Source organism: Streptomyces sp. NBC_00569 (genome assembly GCF_036345255.1).
Classification (GTDB): domain Bacteria; phylum Actinomycetota; class Actinomycetes; order Streptomycetales; family Streptomycetaceae; genus Streptomyces.
This window is the reverse complement of record NZ_CP107783.1, coordinates 3470035-3488314: the sequence shown is the minus strand read 5'-3', so window position 1 is coordinate 3488314 and position 18280 is coordinate 3470035. Positions and strand designations below refer to the sequence as shown.

Annotated in this window: 11 protein-coding genes; 10 read left to right on the top strand and 1 reads right to left on the bottom strand. The window is 71.1% G+C overall.

Going from position 1 to position 18280, the window contains the following annotated elements:
- Positions 1-253: 253 nt before the first annotated feature.
- Complete coding sequence (gene gabT / locus OHO83_RS15550; protein WP_266674696.1) at positions 254-1588, bottom strand: 4-aminobutyrate--2-oxoglutarate transaminase; 1335 nt, start codon at positions 1586-1588, stop codon at positions 254-256.
- A 229-nt stretch (positions 1589-1817) separates the two neighbouring features.
- Between gabT and OHO83_RS15545 the strand changes: the two genes are divergently transcribed.
- The 10 genes from OHO83_RS15545 (at position 1818) to OHO83_RS15500 (ending at position 18241) form a co-directional block, all read left to right on the top strand.
- Entirely contained in the window at positions 1818-4217 is a 2400-nt protein-coding gene (locus tag OHO83_RS15545; RefSeq protein ID WP_266674698.1) for an ATP/GTP-binding protein, read from the top strand.
- A 139-nt stretch (positions 4218-4356) separates the two neighbouring features.
- The gene (locus OHO83_RS15540) at positions 4357-6054 is read left to right on the top strand and encodes a PucR family transcriptional regulator (protein WP_266674700.1); all 1698 of its coding nucleotides are present in this window, start codon (positions 4357-4359) and stop codon (positions 6052-6054) included.
- 170 nt (positions 6055-6224) lie between these two features.
- Entirely contained in the window at positions 6225-7670 is a 1446-nt protein-coding gene (locus tag OHO83_RS15535; protein WP_266674702.1) for an aldehyde dehydrogenase family protein, read from the top strand.
- Between the two features lie 266 nt (positions 7671-7936).
- A complete protein-coding gene (locus OHO83_RS15530) occupies positions 7937-9877 on the top strand; it encodes an acyl-CoA dehydrogenase family protein (protein WP_266674703.1) in 1941 nt (646 codons plus the stop codon).
- Between the two features lie 66 nt (positions 9878-9943).
- A complete protein-coding gene (locus OHO83_RS15525) occupies positions 9944-10330 on the top strand; it encodes a hypothetical protein (RefSeq protein ID WP_266674704.1) in 387 nt (128 codons plus the stop codon).
- A 104-nt stretch (positions 10331-10434) separates the two neighbouring features.
- Positions 10435-13164 carry a preprotein translocase subunit SecA gene (gene secA, locus OHO83_RS15520; RefSeq protein ID WP_266676677.1) on the top strand — a complete coding sequence of 910 codons (2730 nt, stop codon included), beginning with the start codon at positions 10435-10437 and terminating at the stop codon, positions 13162-13164.
- 58 nt (positions 13165-13222) lie between these two features.
- Complete coding sequence (gene dxr, locus OHO83_RS15515; protein WP_266674705.1) at positions 13223-14497, top strand: 1-deoxy-D-xylulose-5-phosphate reductoisomerase; 1275 nt, start codon at positions 13223-13225, stop codon at positions 14495-14497.
- A gap of 8 nt (positions 14498-14505) precedes the next feature.
- Positions 14506-15798: a M50 family metallopeptidase gene (locus tag OHO83_RS15510; protein WP_266676679.1), complete on the top strand. Its 1293-nt coding sequence runs from the start codon at positions 14506-14508 to the stop codon at positions 15796-15798.
- A gap of 189 nt (positions 15799-15987) precedes the next feature.
- Complete coding sequence (gene ispG, locus OHO83_RS15505; RefSeq protein ID WP_266674706.1) at positions 15988-17142, top strand: flavodoxin-dependent (E)-4-hydroxy-3-methylbut-2-enyl-diphosphate synthase; 1155 nt, start codon at positions 15988-15990, stop codon at positions 17140-17142.
- A gap of 250 nt (positions 17143-17392) precedes the next feature.
- Positions 17393-18241, top strand: a complete 849-nt coding sequence (locus OHO83_RS15500; RefSeq protein ID WP_266674708.1) for a GNAT family N-acetyltransferase — start codon at positions 17393-17395, stop codon at positions 18239-18241.
- Positions 18242-18280 lie beyond the last annotated feature (39 nt).

Genomic DNA, 18280 nt, shown 5'->3' with positions numbered 1-18280 from the left:
CGGGCGGCCATCCGATCGGTGAGGAGTTCCGGAGCCCGAAGCTCCGGGTGTGTGCGCGAGGGCACGACCAGGGCGGGGCTGGGGAGGCTCCGTCCCGGTTTCGCCCACAGTCCCCTGTGGGCGGGGTGTTTCTCTCATCTGCAGAAACCGTACGGCAGGGCGTGGGTGTCCGACAGCCGGAACGGCAACCCGTCATCGGCCCCGCACACGTTCTTCACACGCCCTGACCGTTGCCCGAAGTCGCCGGAGCGGCTCAGACGCCCGCGAACGCGGTCTCGATGATGTCCAGGCCCTCGTTGAGCAGGTCGTCACCGATGACGAGCGGGGGAAGGAAGCGCAGCACGTTGCCGTAGGTGCCACAGGTGAGGACCAGCAGGCCCTCGGCGTGGCAGGCCTTGGCGAGCGCGGCGGCGGCCGCCGGGTGCGGCTCCTTGGTGCCCTTGTCCTTGACGAGCTCGATGGCGATCATCGCGCCACGGCCACGGATGTCGCCGATGATGTCGAACTTCTCGGCCATGGTGGCGAGGCGGGCCTTCATGATGGCCTCGATGTTCTTCGCCTTGGCGTTGAGGTCGAGCTCCTTCATGGTCTCGATGGCGCCGAGCGCACCGGCGCAGGCCACCGGGTTGCCGCCGTAGGTGCCGCCGAGGCCGCCCGCGTGCGCGGCGTCCATGATCTCGGCGCGGCCCGTCACGGCGGCGAGCGGCAGACCGCCCGCGATGCCCTTGGCGGTCGTGATCAGGTCGGGGACGATGCCCTCGTCCTCGCACGCGAACCACTGGCCGGTGCGGCAGAAGCCGGACTGGATCTCGTCGGCGACGAAGACGATGCCGTTGTCCGCGGCGAACTGGCGGATCGCGGGCAGGAAGCCCTTCGCCGGCTCGATGAAGCCGCCCTCGCCGAGGACCGGCTCGATGATGATCGCGGCGACGTTGTCGGCGCCGATCTGCTTGGTGATCTGGTCGATCGCCTGGGCGGAGGCCTCGGCGCCCGCGTTCTCGGCGCCGGTCAGCCAGCGGTAGCCGTAGGCCACCGGCACGCGGTAGACCTCGGGCGCGAACGGTCCGAAGCCGTTCTTGTACGGCATGTTCTTGCTGGTCAGCGCCATCGTCAGGTTCGTACGGCCGTGGTAGCCGTGGTCGAAGACGACGACGGCCTGACGCTTGGTGTACGCACGGGCGATCTTGACGGCGTTCTCGACGGCCTCGGCGCCCGAGTTGAACAGCGCGGACTTCTTGGCGTGGTCACCCGGCGTGAGCTCGGCCAGCGCCTCGGCGACGGCCACGTAGCCCTCGTACGGCGTGACCATGAAACAGGTGTGGGTGAAGTCCTGCAGCTGGGCGGAGGCGCGGCGCACGACGGCCTCGGCGGAGGCGCCGACCGAGGTCACGGCGATGCCGGAACCGAAGTCGATCAGGCGGTTGCCGTCGACGTCCTCGATGATGCCGCCGCCGGCGCGGGCGGTGAAGACCGGCAGCGTGGAGCCCACGCCGGCCGCGACCACGGCGTTACGTCGGGCCTGCAGCTCCTGCGACTTCGGACCGGGGATGGCGGTGACGACGCGGCGCTCCTGCGGGACTGCGCTCATGCGGGGCTCCTGGGGGTGTTTCGGGTGCTTTCTTCGCAGGTTAGGGGTGAGGGACGGGGTGGGGCATGCTCCATCCGGGCGCGGTTCGCGGATTGCGTTGTCCGCCGTGGACATAGGGCGGCGCCGCCGGGATCGCCCCAGGTCCGGGCGCGTAACCGGTGAACTCCCCTTGCGGGGGCACTAGATTGACCCGCGGACACACAGACCGGCAGGTCAGGGGGCAAGGGCAATGGACACCGACGGCACGCAGGGCGCACACGACCCGATTGGCAGGCGGCTGCGCGGGTCGGTGCCCCGCGCCGCGCAGCCGCCCCGCCCAGCCACGCCGCCGATGCCCCGGCAGGCGCCCGACGCCGGCGGCGGTTCCGTGACCGAATGGCTCTCGGCGCGCCGCCCCAAGGCCGGTCCGGGAGTGTGGCGCTACGGGCACGTCCCGCGGCCGCCCGAGCAGAACACCGCTGCCGTCGGGCGTCGGCTGCTGGTCTGGATGGCAGGCTCGTTCCTCGTCGGTGTGTTCCTGTGGGGCCTGTGGCGGGAAGGCACCCTCCCGTACCAGTGGGTGCCGCTGAAGGTGCTGACGCCGGACAGGTGGTGGTGGACCGGCACCACGACCCCCAAGGAGCAGGAGGCAGTCGACGCGCTGGTCGTGTACCAAGGCGTGGCCTTCGGGGCCATCGTCTTCCTGGTCGGACGCTTCGGCGCCTGGGCGGAGGGCATCCGGCACTTCGTGACCGACCGCCCCCAGCCCGCCCGCGCCGTCACGGCGTCGGTTGCCGCGGTGGGCGTGCTGATCTTCGTGTGGCCGGACGCCCTGGGGCTCGATTGGCGCCCCTTGCCGATCGCCGACCCGGTCCTCTCCCTCGTCGTCCTCGTCACGGGCGGCAGCGGGTTCTTCAAGGTCCCGGTGCTCGCCTACACGCTGTACGCCCTGATCACCCTGGCCGTCCTGTGGCCGTTCGCCCGTGTGGGAGGCTGGCTCGACGCCTGGTCGGGGCGGCCCCGGAAGGGGTCGCGCAAGGCCCCGCCGCGGCCCGGCGCGTCGCCCCTCGTCCGCGCCCAGTGGGCCGAGCTGCGGGCGGCCGGGCAGGACCGGGCCGCCGACGTGCTCACGGCGGAGGTCGCGGGCGGCCGGATGAACGACGTCGACTGCGTCCGTGTCGCCCATGTGTGGCGGGATGCCACGGCGAGGCCGGATGGCTCCGTCACTTTCGCGGACACCGTGGTCAGGCAGGGCGGGGCCGCCTGGACGCACCCCTCCGGCCAGCGGGACCTGCCGGCCCGCGCCGCCGAGCACGACCTGCTGGTCGGCCAGGTGCGGATCGGCCGGTACGCGCGCGACGAGCGCAATCCGTACGCCCTGCGCGGCGCCGGAGCCGCCCTCGACCCGGGCGTGCTCGGCACCTCGATGCTCGCCGTCGGCCCGTCAGGCGCGGGCAAGACCGTAGGCGTGGTGCGGCCCGTGGTGGAATCGCTGGCCCTGCAAGCCCTCACCGGCCAGTGCTCCGTCATCGCCGTCTGCGCGGCCGGAACCCCACTCGGACCCGACGACGCGTACGACGTCGTCGTCAAGCCCGGCGACCCCGCCTCGGTACACGACCTCGACCTCTACGCCGGCTCCACGGACCCGGACGAGGCCGCAGGCTTCCTCGCTGAAGGACTGGTTGGCGACCTGGAGACCGTCGACACGCGCCGCGCCGCCACCGCGCTCGCCCAACTGCTCGGGCCGTATCGCACCGTGCACGGCAGGTTCCCCGCGGTACCGGTGCTGCGGGAGTTGCTGGAAGGGGCGCCGGGTGCGCTCGCCGACCTCAGGACACGGCTCACGGGCGACCCGGAGGACGACGCGCGACGCTCCGCGATGCGCCGCGAGCTGGAGGCCCGCCTGCGTCAGTCGGGCACCGTGAGCGACCCGGGGCCGAGCCTCGCGGACCGGCTCGGCCTGCTGGACCGGCCGGTGTTCGCCGGCTTCTTCGACGCCGGCGACGCGGGACGCCCGTTCTCCGTCCGTGCCGTCACTCACCACCCGCTGCGGGTTCGCGTCGACCTGCCCGAGCAGGGCCACGAGGAGGCGTCGCGGCTGCTCGCCCGGCTGCTGCTCGCCCAGTTCACCTCCGTCGTGCGCAGCCGGCCGCAGCGCTCCCACTTCGCTTGCCTGATCCTCGACGACGCGTCGCGGACCCTGACCCCGGAGACAGTGCGGGCCATTCAGCGGCTCCGGTCGACGAATGCCGGAGTCGTGCTCGGCCTGCGGACGATCGGCGACGTCTCCGAGTCCTTGCAAGGGCCCTTGTACGCAGCGGTCGGCTGCCGCATGGCGTTCTCCGGCGTGACCACATGGGACGGGCGGCGCTTCGCCGAGGCCTGGGGCACGGAGTGGGTCGAGACCGAGGAGGTCGCCCAGCACGCAGTCTTCGCGAACCAGCCAGTGACCCGTGCCCTCCACAAAATGCGCAAGATGGTCACCGGGAAAGCCGTGACGACCGACGCGGTCACGGTGCGCAAGGTCGAGCGCGAGCGCTGGTCCGCCTCCGAACTGGCGCACGCCGTGCCGCCCGGCCACGCCGTCCTGTCCCTGACGACGGTGCGGGGCGAGCACGCGCCCCCGCTCCTGGTGGATCTGCGCGACTGAGGCGGCCCGCTGAGTGGGGGAGGCCGCAGACGTACGTACGGTGAGGCAGAATCGACACTGGTCGTTCATACGTACCGGCCAAAAGATCCACAGGATCCACCCCCACCCGAGCACCACCTGTCGCACACCTGAAGGCCTCATGCCGCCCACGCTCGCCTCCCTCGTCCACCACTCCGCGCTCAAGCTGACCGTGCGCGCCGGGGAGGAGCGGCTGGACACGGCCGTGCGCTGGGCCCACGTCAGCGAGCTCGCCGACCCCGTGCCGTACATGGAGGGCGGCGAGCTGCTCCTGTTCACCGCGCTCAAACTGGACGCGGAGGACCCGGACGCGATGCGCCGCTACGTGAAGCGGCTCGCGGGCGCCGGGGTCGTCGGGCTCGGCTTCGCCGTCGGCGTCAACTACGACGCGGTGCCGCAGGCACTCGTCGACGCGGCGCGCGAGGAGGAGTTCCCGCTCCTCGAAGTCCCGCGCCGCACCCCCTTCATCGCCATCAGCAAGGCCGTCTCCGCCGCCATCGCCGCCGACCAGTACCGCGCCGTCACCGCGGGGTTCGCCGCCCAGCGCGAGCTGACCAAGCAGGCCCTGAGCGGCGGCCCCGAGGGGCTGCTCGGCGCGCTCGCCGGCCAGGTCGACGGCTGGGCAGCGTTGTACGACGCCTCGGGCGCCGTGGTCGCCGCCGCGCCGGAGTGGGCCGGGCGCCGGGCGGCGAGGCTCGTCGCCGACGTCGAGCGGCTGCGCGAGCGGCCCGCCCCGGCCAGCGCCGTGGTGGGCGGCAGCGAACAGCACGGCGGCGGCGACGAGGACCGCGTGGAACTGCACTCGCTCGGCACCGGACGCAGGCCCCGCGCCGCGCTGGCCGTGGGCACCGCCGCGGCCCTCGGCACCGCCGAGCGCTACGCGCTGCACTCCGCCATCGCCCTGCTCACCCTCACCACCGAGCGCTCCCGCTCGCTGCACTCCGCCGAGCAGCGCATCGGCGCCGCGGTCCTGCGGATGCTCCTCGCCGGGGAGCCCGAGCACGCCAGGACCGTCGCGGGGGACCTGTACGGAGGGCTGCTCGACGCGCCCTTCCGGATGATCGTCGCCGAGGTCGCGTCCGCGTCGGCGGGCCGTGCGCACGCCGACGGCCACGCGCGCGTGGCCCTCGACAAGCCGGAGCGGCCCGCGCCGGGCACGGGGACGGCGGCCGTCGCCGCCTCCGGCGACCCGCTCACCGGGCTCGCCGACGTCGTGGAGGCCGCCGCCGCCCGTTCCGGCGAGGCCGTCCTCGTGGTGCCCGACGGAGACCGGCTCGTGCTGCTCGCCGCCGATGGCGGCGCGTCCACGGGTGCCTGCACCCAGTACGCCGAGGCCCTGGAGACCGCCCGCCTGACCCAGCGCGAGCAGGGCGGCACGGGCGAGGACGACGAACTCGTGGTGGGCCTGTCCGCACCGGCCGGGCCGATCGCCGCCGCGACCGCGTTCAAGCAGGCCGAACAGGCCCTGTCGGTCGCCCGGCGTCGCGGGCGCGCCCTCGTCGAGCACGAGGAGGTCGCGGCGGGCTCCGTCGTGCCGCTGCTCGCCGACGACGCCGTACGCGCCTTCGCCGACGGCCTCCTGCGGGCCCTGAAGGACCACGACGCGACCGGCCGTGGCGACCTCGTGGCCTCGCTGCGCGCCTGGCTGTCGCGGCACGGACAGTGGGACGCGGCCGCCGCCGACCTCGGCGTGCACCGCCACACCCTGCGCTACCGGATGCGGCGTGTAGAGGAGATCCTCGGCCGCTCGCTCGACGACCCGGACGTGCGCATGGAGCTGTGGCTGGCCCTCAAGGCGACGGGCGCGGGCGGCGAATAGGCCCACCCGGCCCGCTCTTCCGGACGGAACCCGCGCCCGCCTCTGCCAAAGAGGCGCGCCGCACTCGCGGACTCCGACACGTCGGACAAACACGGCTCCGGCCGGGCCCGCCTACCGTTGGTCCGGAAAGACCCCAGTACACACCCACTGCGGAAGGGCCGGGACCGACTATGACCGCCACTCACGCCTTCTGGCTCGCGGGCCGCGAGGCCACCGGTGACGCCACCTTCGACGTCACCAACTCCTACGACGGTCGGCTGGTCGGCAAGGTCAGCGTGCCCACGGACGCGCAGGTCGAGGAGGCCGTCGCCGCCGCGTACGCCGTCCGCGACGAGTTCGCCGCCACCCCCGCCCACGTACGGGCCAAGGCCCTCAACCACGTGGCCGACCGGCTGACCGAGCGCACCGAGGAGATCGCCCAGCTGATCTCCGCCGAGAACGGCAAGCCCATCAAGTGGGCGCGCGGCGAGGTCGGCCGTGCCGTCTCCGTCTTCCGCTTCTCCGCCGAAGAGGCCCGCCGCTTCAACGGCGGCGAGGCCCAGCGCCTCGACACCGACGCGGGCGGCACCGGCCGGCTCGCCCTGACCCGCCGCATTCCGCACGGCGTGGTCCTCGGCATCGCGCCGTTCAACTTCCCGCTGAACCTCAGCGCACACAAGGTCGCCCCGGCCATCGCCGTCGGCGCCCCGATCATCCTCAAGCCGGCCCCGGCCACGCCGATCTCCTCGCTGATCCTCGGCGAGCTGCTCGCCGAGACCGACCTCCCGGCCGGCTCCTGGTCCGTCCTCACGGTCCCGAACGACCGCATGCCCGCCCTGGTCCAGGACGAGCGCCTGCCGGTCATCTCCTTCACCGGCTCGGGCCCGGTCGGCTACGCGATCATGGACAGCGTGCCGCGCAAGCACTGCACGCTGGAGCTCGGCGGCAACGGCGCGGCCGTCGTCCTCGGCGACTGGGCCTCCGACGAGGACCTGGACTGGGCGGCGACCCGCATCGCCACCTTCTCCAACTACCAGGGCGGCCAGTCCTGCATCTCCGTGCAGCGCGTCATCGCCGACGCCTCCCTGTACGAGCGGCTCCTGCCGAAGATCGTCGCGGCCGTCGAGGCGCAGGTCACCGGTGACCCCGCGGACGACGCCACCGACGTCGGCCCGCTGGTCAGCGAGGACGCCGCCAAGCGCGTGGAGTCCTGGGTCGACGAGGCCGTCGCCGCGGGCGCCTCGCTGCTCGCGGGCGGCAAGCGCGAGGGCGCCACGTACGCCCCGACCGTCCTCGCCGACGTGCCGTCCGACGTGACGATCTCCTGCGAGGAGGTCTTCGGGCCGGTCCTCACGGTCAAGAAGGTCGACGGCGAGGCCGAGGCCTTCGCCGCGGTCAACGACTCCAAGTACGGCCTCCAGGCGGGCGTGTTCACGCACGACCTGCAGACCGCGTTCCGCGCCCACCGCGCCCTCGAGGTCGGCGGTGTGGTCATCGGCGACGTTCCGTCCTACCGCGCGGACCAGATGCCGTACGGCGGCGCCAAGCAGTCCGGCGTGGGCCGTGAGGGCGTGCGCTACGCGATGGACGACTACACGTACGAGCGCGTGCTCGTCCTGACGGGCCTCGCCCTGTAGGGCCGGGCAAGACCCCGGCGTACGCCTGATCCGTACGCCGGCCATGGACGGCCGGAGCCCACTGTGCGGGGGCTCCGGCCGTCCGCGTTTCCCGGGCCTTCGTTTGACGGCAGGCCCGGCGGACCCATGTCACCCGGATGCCGCCACCGATGACCCGATCGGTGCGCGAGGGGTGGTCGGGTTGCCGGTTTTCGGGTACATACGACCGAGTAGCACCCGTCGGTAGTCGATGCCGAACGGCCCCTACTCGCGGCGAGGTGAGCCCCATGGCGGCCCCAACTTCCCAGCAGCCATCCGTGACGGAACGCGAGGCCCGGCAGGTCGCCGAGGCAGCGCGCGAACAGGGCTGGCGCAAGCCGAGCTTCGCCAAGGAGCTCTTTCTCGGGCGCTTCAGGCTGGACCTGATCCACCCCCATCCGCAGCCGGCGGGCGAGGATGTCCGGCGCGGCGAGGAGTTCCTCGCCAGGCTGCGCGACTTCTGCGAGACACACATCGACTCGGCCCGTATCGAGCGCGAGGCGCGCATCCCCGACGAGGTGATCAACGGGCTCAAGGAGCTCGGCGCCCTCGGCATGAAGATCGACATCAAGTACGGCGGCCTCGGCCTCACGCAGGTCTACTACAACAAGGCCCTCGCCCTGGTCGGCTCCGCGAACCCCGCGATCGGCGCCCTTCTGTCGGCCCACCAGTCCATCGGCGTACCGCAGCCGCTGAAGATCTTCGGGACGCAGGAGCAGAAGGACACCTTCCTGCCGCGCTGCGCCCGTACCGACATCACCGCGTTCCTGCTGACCGAACCCGATGTCGGCTCGGACCCGGCGCGCCTCGCCACGACCGCGGTGCCCGACGGGGACTCGTACGTCCTCGACGGCGTGAAGCTGTGGACGACGAACGGCGTCGTCGCCGACCTGCTCGTCGTCATGGCGCGGGTGCCGAAGGCGGAGGGACGCAAGGGCGGCATCACGGCCTTCGTCGTCGAGGCCGACTCCGAAGGGATCACGGTCGAGAACCGCAACGCCTTCATGGGCCTGCGCGGCCTGGAGAACGGCGTGACCCGCTTCCACCAGGTCAGGGTCCCGGCCGCGAACCGCATCGGCCCCGAGGGCGCCGGCCTCAAGATCGCCCTCACCACGCTCAACACGGGCCGGCTCTCGCTGCCCGCGATGTGCGTGGGTGCCGGCAAGTGGTGCCTGAAGATCGCCCGCGAGTGGTCGGCCGCCCGTGAGCAGTGGGGCAAGCCGGTCGCGTTCCACGAGGCGGTCGGCCAGAAGATCTCGTTCATCGCCGCCACGACCTTCGCGCTCGAAGCCGTCGTCGACCTGTCCTCGCAGATGGCCGACGAGAACCGCAACGACATCCGCATCGAGGCCGCCCTCGCCAAGCTCTACGGCTCCGAGATGGGCTGTCTGATGGCCGACGAGCTGGTCCAGATCCGCGGCGGCCGCGGCTTCGAGACCGCCGAGTCCCTCGCCGCGCGCGGCGAACGCGCCGTCCCCGCCGAGCAGCTCCTGCGCGACCTGCGGATCAACCGCATCTTCGAGGGCTCGACGGAGATCATGCACCTCCTCATCGCCCGCGAGGCCGTGGACGCGCACCTGTCGGTCGCCGGTGACCTGATCGACCCCGAGAAGTCCCTGTCCGACAAGGCGAAGGCGGGCGCGAAGGCCGGCGGCTTCTACGCACGCTGGCTGCCGAAACTCGTCGCAGGTCCCGGGCAACTCCCCAACTCCTACGGCGAGTTCCACCCTGAAGGCCACGTCGACCTCTCCGGCCATCTGCGCTACGCGGAGCGCTCGGCGCGCAAGCTGGCCCGCTCCACCTTCTACGCCATGTCCCGCTGGCAGGGAAAGATGGAGACCAAGCAGGGCTTCCTCGGCCGGATCGTCGACATCGGCGCCGAACTCTTCGCGATGAGCGCGGCCTGCGTGCGTGCCGAGCACCTGCGCGCCACCGGCGAACACGGCCGCGAGGCCTACCAGCTCGCCGACGCGTTCTGCCGCCAGTCCCGCGTCCGCGTCGACGAACTCTTCGGGCGCCTGTGGCACAACACCGACGAACTGGACCGCAAGGTCACCAAGGGTGTCCTCGGCGGGTCCTACACCTGGCTGGAGGAGGGCGTCATCGACCCGAGCGGAGACGGCGCGTGGATCGCGGACGCGACCCCCGGCCCCTCGAAGCGGGAGAACGTCCGCCGACCCATCCGCTGAACCGTGCCCCGGGGCCCGCGGGTATCTTGCTCACCGCAAGGCCCACAGGCCCCGGGGGAGATGGCGATGCGTGACGAGCGCAAGTACCGCGACGACCTGGAACGACGGTTCCTCGACAACGCGCTGAGGACGCGCACCCGCGGCTTCCGGCTCCTGCTCGTCGCCGCGCTGATGTGGCTGTACGTCCTGGCCCGGCTCCTGCTGCCGCCGGGCATCCTTCTCGCGTCCGGTGGCGAACACGGCGCCGGCTGCGACGGCCCGCTCCTCTTCGAGGAGATCCGCAGCGGATACGACGACGGCATCGCCAACGTCTGTGTCCTCGAACCCTGGCCGATGATCTTCGCCGTCCTCGCGCTCTCCCTCCCCGTCGGGCTGGCCGGCGCCATCCTCTACGTGCGCGGTGTCCTCAGCGCCAGCCTCGGTCACTACATCCGGACCATGACCGGGCGGTGACCCGGTCCCGCCTACTTGCCTCAAAGGGCCACGAGGCGGACATTGGGTACAGGGGGGAGGCTCCTGTGCCGGACACCGGAATCAATCGCATCACCACCAGGATCATGCGCGCGGGCGAAGGCAGGATCCTGCGCAAGCTCCAGCGCGTCGCCGACCAGGTCAACTCGGTCGAGGAGGAGTTCCGCGCGCTCACCGACGCCGAGCTCCAGGCCCTCACCGAAGAGTTCAGACAGCGCCACACCGACGGCGAGAGCCTTGACGACCTCATGCCCGAGGCCTTCGCCGCCGTCCGCGAGGCCGCGCGCCGCACGCTCGGCATGCGCCACTTCGACGTACAGCTCATGGGTGGCGCCGCGCTCCACCTCGGCAACATCGCCGAGATGCAGACCGGCGAGGGCAAGACCCTGGCCGCGACCCTGCCCGTCTACCTCAACGCGCTGGCCGGGAAGGGCGTCCACCTCGTCACCGTCAACGACTACCTCGCCGAGCGCGACGCCGCGTGGATGGGCCAGGCCTACCGGTTCATGGGCCTCACCGTCGGTGTCGTCAAGAACGACATGGACCCGGCCGACCGGCGCGCCGCGTACGCCTGCGACATCACGTACGGCACCAACACCGAGTTCGGCTTCGACTACCTGCGCGACAACATGGCCTGGTCGAAGGACGAACTGGTGCAGCGCGGCCACCACTTCGCGATCGTCGACGAGGCGGACTCGATCCTCATCGACGAGGCCCGCACCCCGCTGATCATCTCCGGCCCGGCCGACCAGCCCACCCGCTGGTACGGCGTCTTCGCGCACCTGGTCCAGCACATGAACGGCGTCCATGTCCAGGACGAGCACTTCACCAGCCAGGCCGACAAGGACCGCCTCGCCGAGCTGCGGGCCACGCACGACTACGAGTACGACCCGAAGAAGCGGACCGTGGCGATCCTGGACCGCGGCGTCTCCTTCCTGGAGGACCAGCTCGGCATCGAGAACTTCTACGAGGCGGCCCACACCCCGCTCATCGGGCACCTGAACAACGCGCTCAAGGCCAAGGAGCACTTCAAGAACGACAAGGACTACGTCGTCCTCGACGGCGAGGTCCTCATCGTCGACGAGCACACCGGCCGCCTCCTCCCGGGCCGGCGCTACAACGAGGGCCTGCACCAGGCCATCGAGGCGAAGGAAGGGGTGGCCGTCATGGCCGAGAACCAGACGCTCGCCACGATCACCCTGCAGAACTTCTTCCGCCTCTACTCCAAGCTCGGCGGCATGACCGGCACCGCCATGACCGAGGCCGCCGAGTTCCACCAGATCTACAAACTGCACGTCGTGCCCATCCCGACCAACCGGCCGATGATCCGTCGCGACGACCCCGACCTGATCTACCGCACCGAGCGTGCCAAGCTCGACGCGATCGTCGAGGACATCGCCGAGAGGCACGCCGCCGGCCAGCCCGTCCTCGTCGGCACCACCTCCGTCGAGAAGTCCGAGCTCCTGTCCCGGCAGCTCAGCAGGCGAGGCATCCGGCACGAGGTCCTCAACGCCAAGAACCACCGCGGCGAGGCCCAGATCGTCGCGCAGGCCGGCCGCAAGGGCGCCGTCACCGTCGCCACGAACATGGCGGGCCGCGGCACCGACATCATGCTCGGCGGCAACCCGGAGGCGATGACCGCCGCCGCACTCGACGGACGCGGCCCCGCCGAGGACGACGACCCCGACCGGCGCCGCGCCGTCGAGGAGAGCGTCGCCGCGTCCGCGGCCGCCGAGCACGAAGAGGTGAAGGAGCTCGGCGGGCTCTACGTCCTCGGCACCGAACGGCACGAGTCCCGGCGCATCGACAACCAGCTGCGCGGCCGCTCGGGACGCCAGGGCGACCCCGGGGCGTCCCGCTTCTACCTGTCGCTGGAGGACGACCTGATGCGCCTGTTCCGCGCCCAGCTCGTCGACCGCGTCATGGCGATGGCGGACGTCCCCGCATCCGTGCCCATCGAGACCAAGATGGTCACCCGCGCCATCGCCTCCGCCCAGTCCCAGGTCGAGCAGCAGCACTTCGAGTCCCGTAAGGACATCCTCAAGTTCGACGAGGTCCTCAACCGGCAGCGCACCCTCATCTACCGGGAGCGGCGCCGCGTCCTGGAGGGCGAGGACCTGCGCGCCCAGATCCTCCTCTTCATGGACGACACCATCGAGGCGTACATCACCAACGAGACCGCCGAGGGCTACTCGGAGGAGTGGGACCTCGACGCGCTCTGGGCCGCCTTCCACGAGCTCTACCCGTGCGGCGTCACCCCCGAGGAGCTCGTCGAGAGGGCGGGCGGGCGTGCCGATCTGACCGCCGGCCTGCTCGTCGAAGCCGTCACCGACGACATCCACGCCCGCTTCGAGGAGCGCGAGAGCGAGCTCGGCGCCGACGTCCTGCGCGATCTGGAACGCGTCGTGGTCCTCGCCGTCCTGGACCGCAAGTGGCGCGAACACCTCTACGAGATGGACTACCTCCGCGAAGGCATCGGCCTGCGCTACACGCTGGGCCGCGAGCCGATCTTCGAGTACGAACGCGAGGGGTTCGACCTGTTCACGGCCATGATGGACGCCATCAAGGAGGAGTCCGTCGGCTACGTCTTCAACCTCGACACCACCCCCGACGTACCCCCCTCCGACGCCCTCGACGCGGCGCGGCGCCCCGACCGTCTTCACTTCAGCGCGCCCACCCTGGACACTGCGGAGGGCCTGCAGGAAGGCGACTTCAACGCCGCCCCCGCCGACCTCGCACCGGACGACGTGGAGCCGCCCGCGGGCTCCCCGCCGCCGCCCGCCGGGCCGAAGGGCCCCCGCCGGCCCGGGCCATGACGAACCGCCGGGGGACGCGCTGTCCAGGAGGGCCGGAGGCCACGCCACAATGGGGGGTATGAGCGACAGCGCATCCCCCCTCGCGGACCCGCACCTCGTCTTCGACCCCGCCGGCTCGGACGGCCCGCGGGACGTCGTCATCCTCGGCTCCACGGGCTCGATCGGCACCCAGGCCATCGACCTGGTGCTGCGCAACCCCGACCGGTTCACGGTCACGGCGCTGTCCGCCGCGGGCGGCCGGGTCGGCCTGCTCGCCGAGCAGGCCAGGCAGCTGCGCGTACGTACCGTCGCGGTCGCCCGCGAGGACGTCGTGCCTGCCCTGCGCGAGGCCCTGAGGGCCCAGTACGCCGGCGGCGATCCCCTCCCCGAGATCCTGGCGGGCCCCGACGCGGCCACCCAGCTCGCCGCCTCCCCCTGCCACACGGTGCTCAACGGCATCACCGGATCCATCGGCCTCGCCCCGACACTCGCCGCCCTGGAGGCCGGACGCACCCTCGCCCTCGCCAACAAGGAGTCGCTCATCGTCGGCGGCCCCCTGGTCAAGGCGCTCGCGAAGCCGGGCCAGATCATCCCGGTCGACTCCGAACACGCCGCACTCTTCCAGGCCCTCGCGGCCGGCAAGCGCTCCGACGTCCGCAAGCTCGTCGTCACCGCGTCCGGTGGCCCCTTCCGGGGGCGGACCAAGGCGGACCTCGCACACGTCACGCCCGAGGACGCGCTCGCGCACCCGACCTGGGCGATGGGCCCGGTCATCACCGTCAACTCGGCGACTCTCGTCAACAAGGGCCTGGAGGTGATCGAGGCGCACCTCCTTTACGACATCCCGTTCGAGCGGATCGAGGTGGTCGTGCACCCGCAGTCGTACGTGCACTCCATGGTCGAGTTCACGGACGGCTCCACCCTCGCCCAGGCCACGCCGCCCGACATGCGCGGACCCATCGCCATCGGCCTCGGCTGGCCCGAGCGGATCCCCGACGCGGCGCCCGCGTTCGACTGGACGAAGGCGTCGAGCTGGGAGTTCTTCCCTCTCGACACCGAGGCCTTCCCCTCGGTCGGGCTCGCCCGGCACGTCGGCGAGCTCGCGGGCACGGCCCCGGCAGTGTTCAATGCCGCAAACGAGGAGTGCGTGGACGCGTTCCTGAACGGCGCGCTGCCGTTCAACGGCATCATGGAGACCGTCACGAAGGTCGTCGAGGAACACGGCGTACCTTCGACCACGACGTCGGGAACTTCCCTGACCGTCGCGGACGTCCTCGAAGCGGAGACCTGGGCACGCGCCCGGGCCCGCGAACTGACGGCACAGGCGACATCGACCGCGGAGGCTCGTGCATGACGACCCTGATGATGATCCTCGGCATAGTCGTCTTCGCGATCGGACTCCTCGTCTCGATCGCCTGGCACGAGCTGGGGCATCTGTCGACCGCGAAGCTCTTCAAGATCCGCGTGCCGCAGTACATGGTCGGCTTCGGCCCGACCGTCTGGTCGCGCAAGAAGGGCGATACGGAGTACGGCGTCAAGGCGATCCCGCTGGGCGGCTACATCCGCATGATCGGGATGTTCCCGCCCGGCCCGGACGGAAAGATCCAGTCCCGCTCCACCTCGCCGTTCCGCAGCATGGTCGAGGACGCGCGGGCGGCGGCCTTCGAGGAGCTCCAGCCGGGCGACGAGACGCGGCTCTTCTACACGCGCAAGCCGTGGAAGAGGGTCATCGTGATGTTCGCGGGCCCCTTCATGAACCTGATCCTCGCGGTCGGTCTCTTCTTCACCGTCCTGATGGGCTTCGGCATCACGCAACAGACCACCACGGTCAGCTCGGTCCAGCAGTGCGTGGTCAAGCAGAGCGAGAACCGCGACACGTGCAAGAAGTCCGACCCCGCGTCCCCGGCCGCCGCGGCCGGACTGCGGGCCAAGGACAAGATCCTCTCGTTCAACGGTGTGAAGACCGAGCAGTGGAACACCCTGTCCGACGAGATCCGCGCCAACCCCGGCAGGACCGTCGACATCGTCGTCCTGCGCGACGGCCAGGAGAAGGTCCTGCACGCCAAGATCGCCACCAACCAGGTGGCGAAGAAGGACAGCAGCGGCCAGATCGTCCAGGGCCAGTACATCAACGCCGGATTCCTCGGCTTCAGTGCCTCGACCGGTGTCGTGCGCCAGGACTTCGGCGACTCCGTGACGTGGATGGGCGACCGGGTCGGCGACGCCGTCCAGTCGCTCGCCGCCCTGCCCGGCAAGATCCCGGCCCTGTGGGACGCGGCCTTCGGCGACGGCCCGCGTGAGCCGGACTCGCCGATGGGCGTGGTCGGCGCCGCGCGCGTCGGCGGGGAGATCTTCAACCTGGACATCCCGGCGACCCAGCAGCTCGGCATGGCCCTGATGCTCGTCGCGGGCTTCAACCTGTCGCTGTTCCTCTTCAACATGCTGCCGCTGCTCCCCCTGGACGGCGGGCACATCGCCGGCGCCCTGTGGGAGTCCCTGCGACGGAACGTGGCGAAGGTCTTCAGGCGGCCCGACCCGGGCCCCTTCGACGTGGCGAAACTGATGCCCGTCGCCTACGTCGTGGCCGGGATCTTCGTCTGCTTCACCGTCCTGGTACTGATCGCGGACGTCGTCAACCCGGTCAAAATCACGTAGTTACCGACTGTTCATGGTGGCTGGGCATGCTGTGTGCCCAGCCACCTACCTTTGGGTGGACTTCCCGACGTGATGTGCTCGCCGCCAGGCCGGTGCCGTAATCTCGAAGCCTGGAGCCCGCTCACCACGGGACCCCGATCCGTGTCTTCGTCTCGGGTCTCGATTCCACACCTTGGGGTTGCACAGCAGATGACTGCGATTTCTCTCGGCATGCCGTCCGTTCCGACCAAGCTCGCCGAGCGCCGCAGGAGCCGGCAGATCCAGGTCGGCACCGTGGCGGTCGGCGGAGACGCACCGGTGTCGGTGCAGTCCATGACGACGACCCGTACCTCCGACATCGGCGCCACGCTCCAGCAGATCGCCGAGCTCACCGCGTCCGGCTGCCAGATCGTGCGTGTGGCGTGCCCCACGCAGGACGACGCCGACGCGCTGCCCGTCATCGCGAAGAAGTCACAGATTCCCGTGATCGCGGACATCCACTTCCAGCCGAAGTACGTCTTCGCCGCCATCGAGGCGGGCTGCGCCGCGGTCCGGGTGAACCCGGGCAACATCAAGCAGTTCGACGACAAGGTCAAGGAGATCGCGCAGGCGGCCAAGGACCACGGCACCCCGATCCGCATCGGCGTGAACGCGGGCTCGCTCGACGCCCGGCTCCTGAAGAAGTACGGCAAGGCCACCCCCGAGGCGCTCGTCGAGTCCGCCCTGTGGGAGGCGTCCCTCTTCGAGGAGCACGGCTTCCGCGACATCAAGATCTCGGTCAAGCACAACGACCCGGTCGTGATGGTGAACGCCTACCGGCAGCTCGCCGCCGCCTGCGACTACCCGCTGCACCTCGGCGTCACCGAGGCGGGCCCGGCCTTCCAGGGCACCATCAAGTCCGCCGTCGCGTTCGGCGCGCTGCTCTCCGAGGGCATCGGCGACACCATCCGCGTCTCCCTGTCGGCCCCGCCGGTCGAGGAGATCAAGGTGGGCAACCAGATCCTGGAGTCGCTCAACCTCAAGCCGCGCCGCCTGGAGATCGTCTCCTGCCCGTCCTGCGGACGCGCCCAGGTCGACGTCTACAAGCTCGCCGAAGAGGTCACCGCGGGCCTCGACGGCATGGAGGTTCCGCTGCGCGTCGCCGTCATGGGCTGCGTCGTGAACGGACCGGGCGAGGCCCGCGAGGCCGACCTCGGCGTCGCCTCCGGCAACGGCAAGGGCCAGATCTTCGTGAAGGGCGAGGTCATCAAGACCGTCCCCGAGTCGAAGATCGTCGAGACTCTCATCGAAGAGGCGATGAAGATCGCCGAGCAGATGGAGAAGGACGGCGTCATGAGTGGGGAGCCCGAGGTCTCCGTCAGCTGACGCACCACGTGGCGCAAGGGACCCGAGTGCCCCTCCGGAGGTGGCGCCCGGGTCCCTTGCGCGCGGTGTGCTGCTCAGCTTCTCCGGCTAAAGTACGGAGATCAGCAGACCGTGTGACTCCGCCCCGAGGGGCTTCTCGCCGTGACGCGACGGTCAAGCCCTGGCCGGTGCTCGCGAGCGAGCGCGCGGCGACGCTAGCAGGGTGTTCGACGGGTTGTCGTTGCCCGCAAGGAGTGATGGAGCCGTCCCGTTGTTGACTCAGACCACCACCCGGGTCCTCGAACCGAGTGACCTCGACGCCGCGCTCGCCGTGCTGGACCGCGAGCCGGTTGCCAATGCCTTCGTGGCGTCCCGCGTCCAGGTGGCGGGCCTCGACCCGTGGCGTCTGGGCGGCGAGATGTGGGGCTGGTACGAGGACGGGATGCTCGAGTCCCTCTGCTACGCGGGCGCGAACCTGGTTCCGATCTGCGCCACCCCGAGGGCCGTGCGCGGGTTCGCCGACCGGGCCCGCAGGGCCGGTCGCCGCTGCTCCTCCATCGTCGGCCCCGCCGAGCCCACCGCCCAGCTGTGGCGCCTGCTCGAACCGAACTGGGGCCCGGCCAGGGACGTACGCGCCCAGCAGCCCCTCATGGTCACCGACCGGCTCCCCGGCGACATCGCCCCGGATCCGTATGTCCGTCGCGTCCGCAAGGACGAGATGGAGACGATCATGCCGGCGTGCGTGGCGATGTTCACGGAGGAGGTCGGCGTCTCGCCGCTCGCCGGTGACGGAGGCCTGCTGTACCAGGCGAGGGTGGCCGAGCTGGTCGGCTCGGGGCGCTCGTTCGCCCGGCTCGACGAGCACGGCAAGGTGATCTTCAAGGCCGAGATCGGTGCCGCGACGTCGCGGGCCTGCCAGATCCAGGGCGTGTGGATCGCCCCCGAACACCGCGGCCGCGGCCTCGCGGCTCCCGGCATGGCGGCCGTCCTGCGCTACGCGCTCGCGGATTTCGCGCCCCAGGTCAGCCTGTATGTGAACGACTTCAACACCCCGGCGCGGGCCGCGTACCGCCGGGTCGGATTCGAGGAAGTCGGCGCCTTCATGAGCGTCCTGTTCTGACGCGTCGGCGCGCTCCCCGTGGCACCTGTCTCACATTTC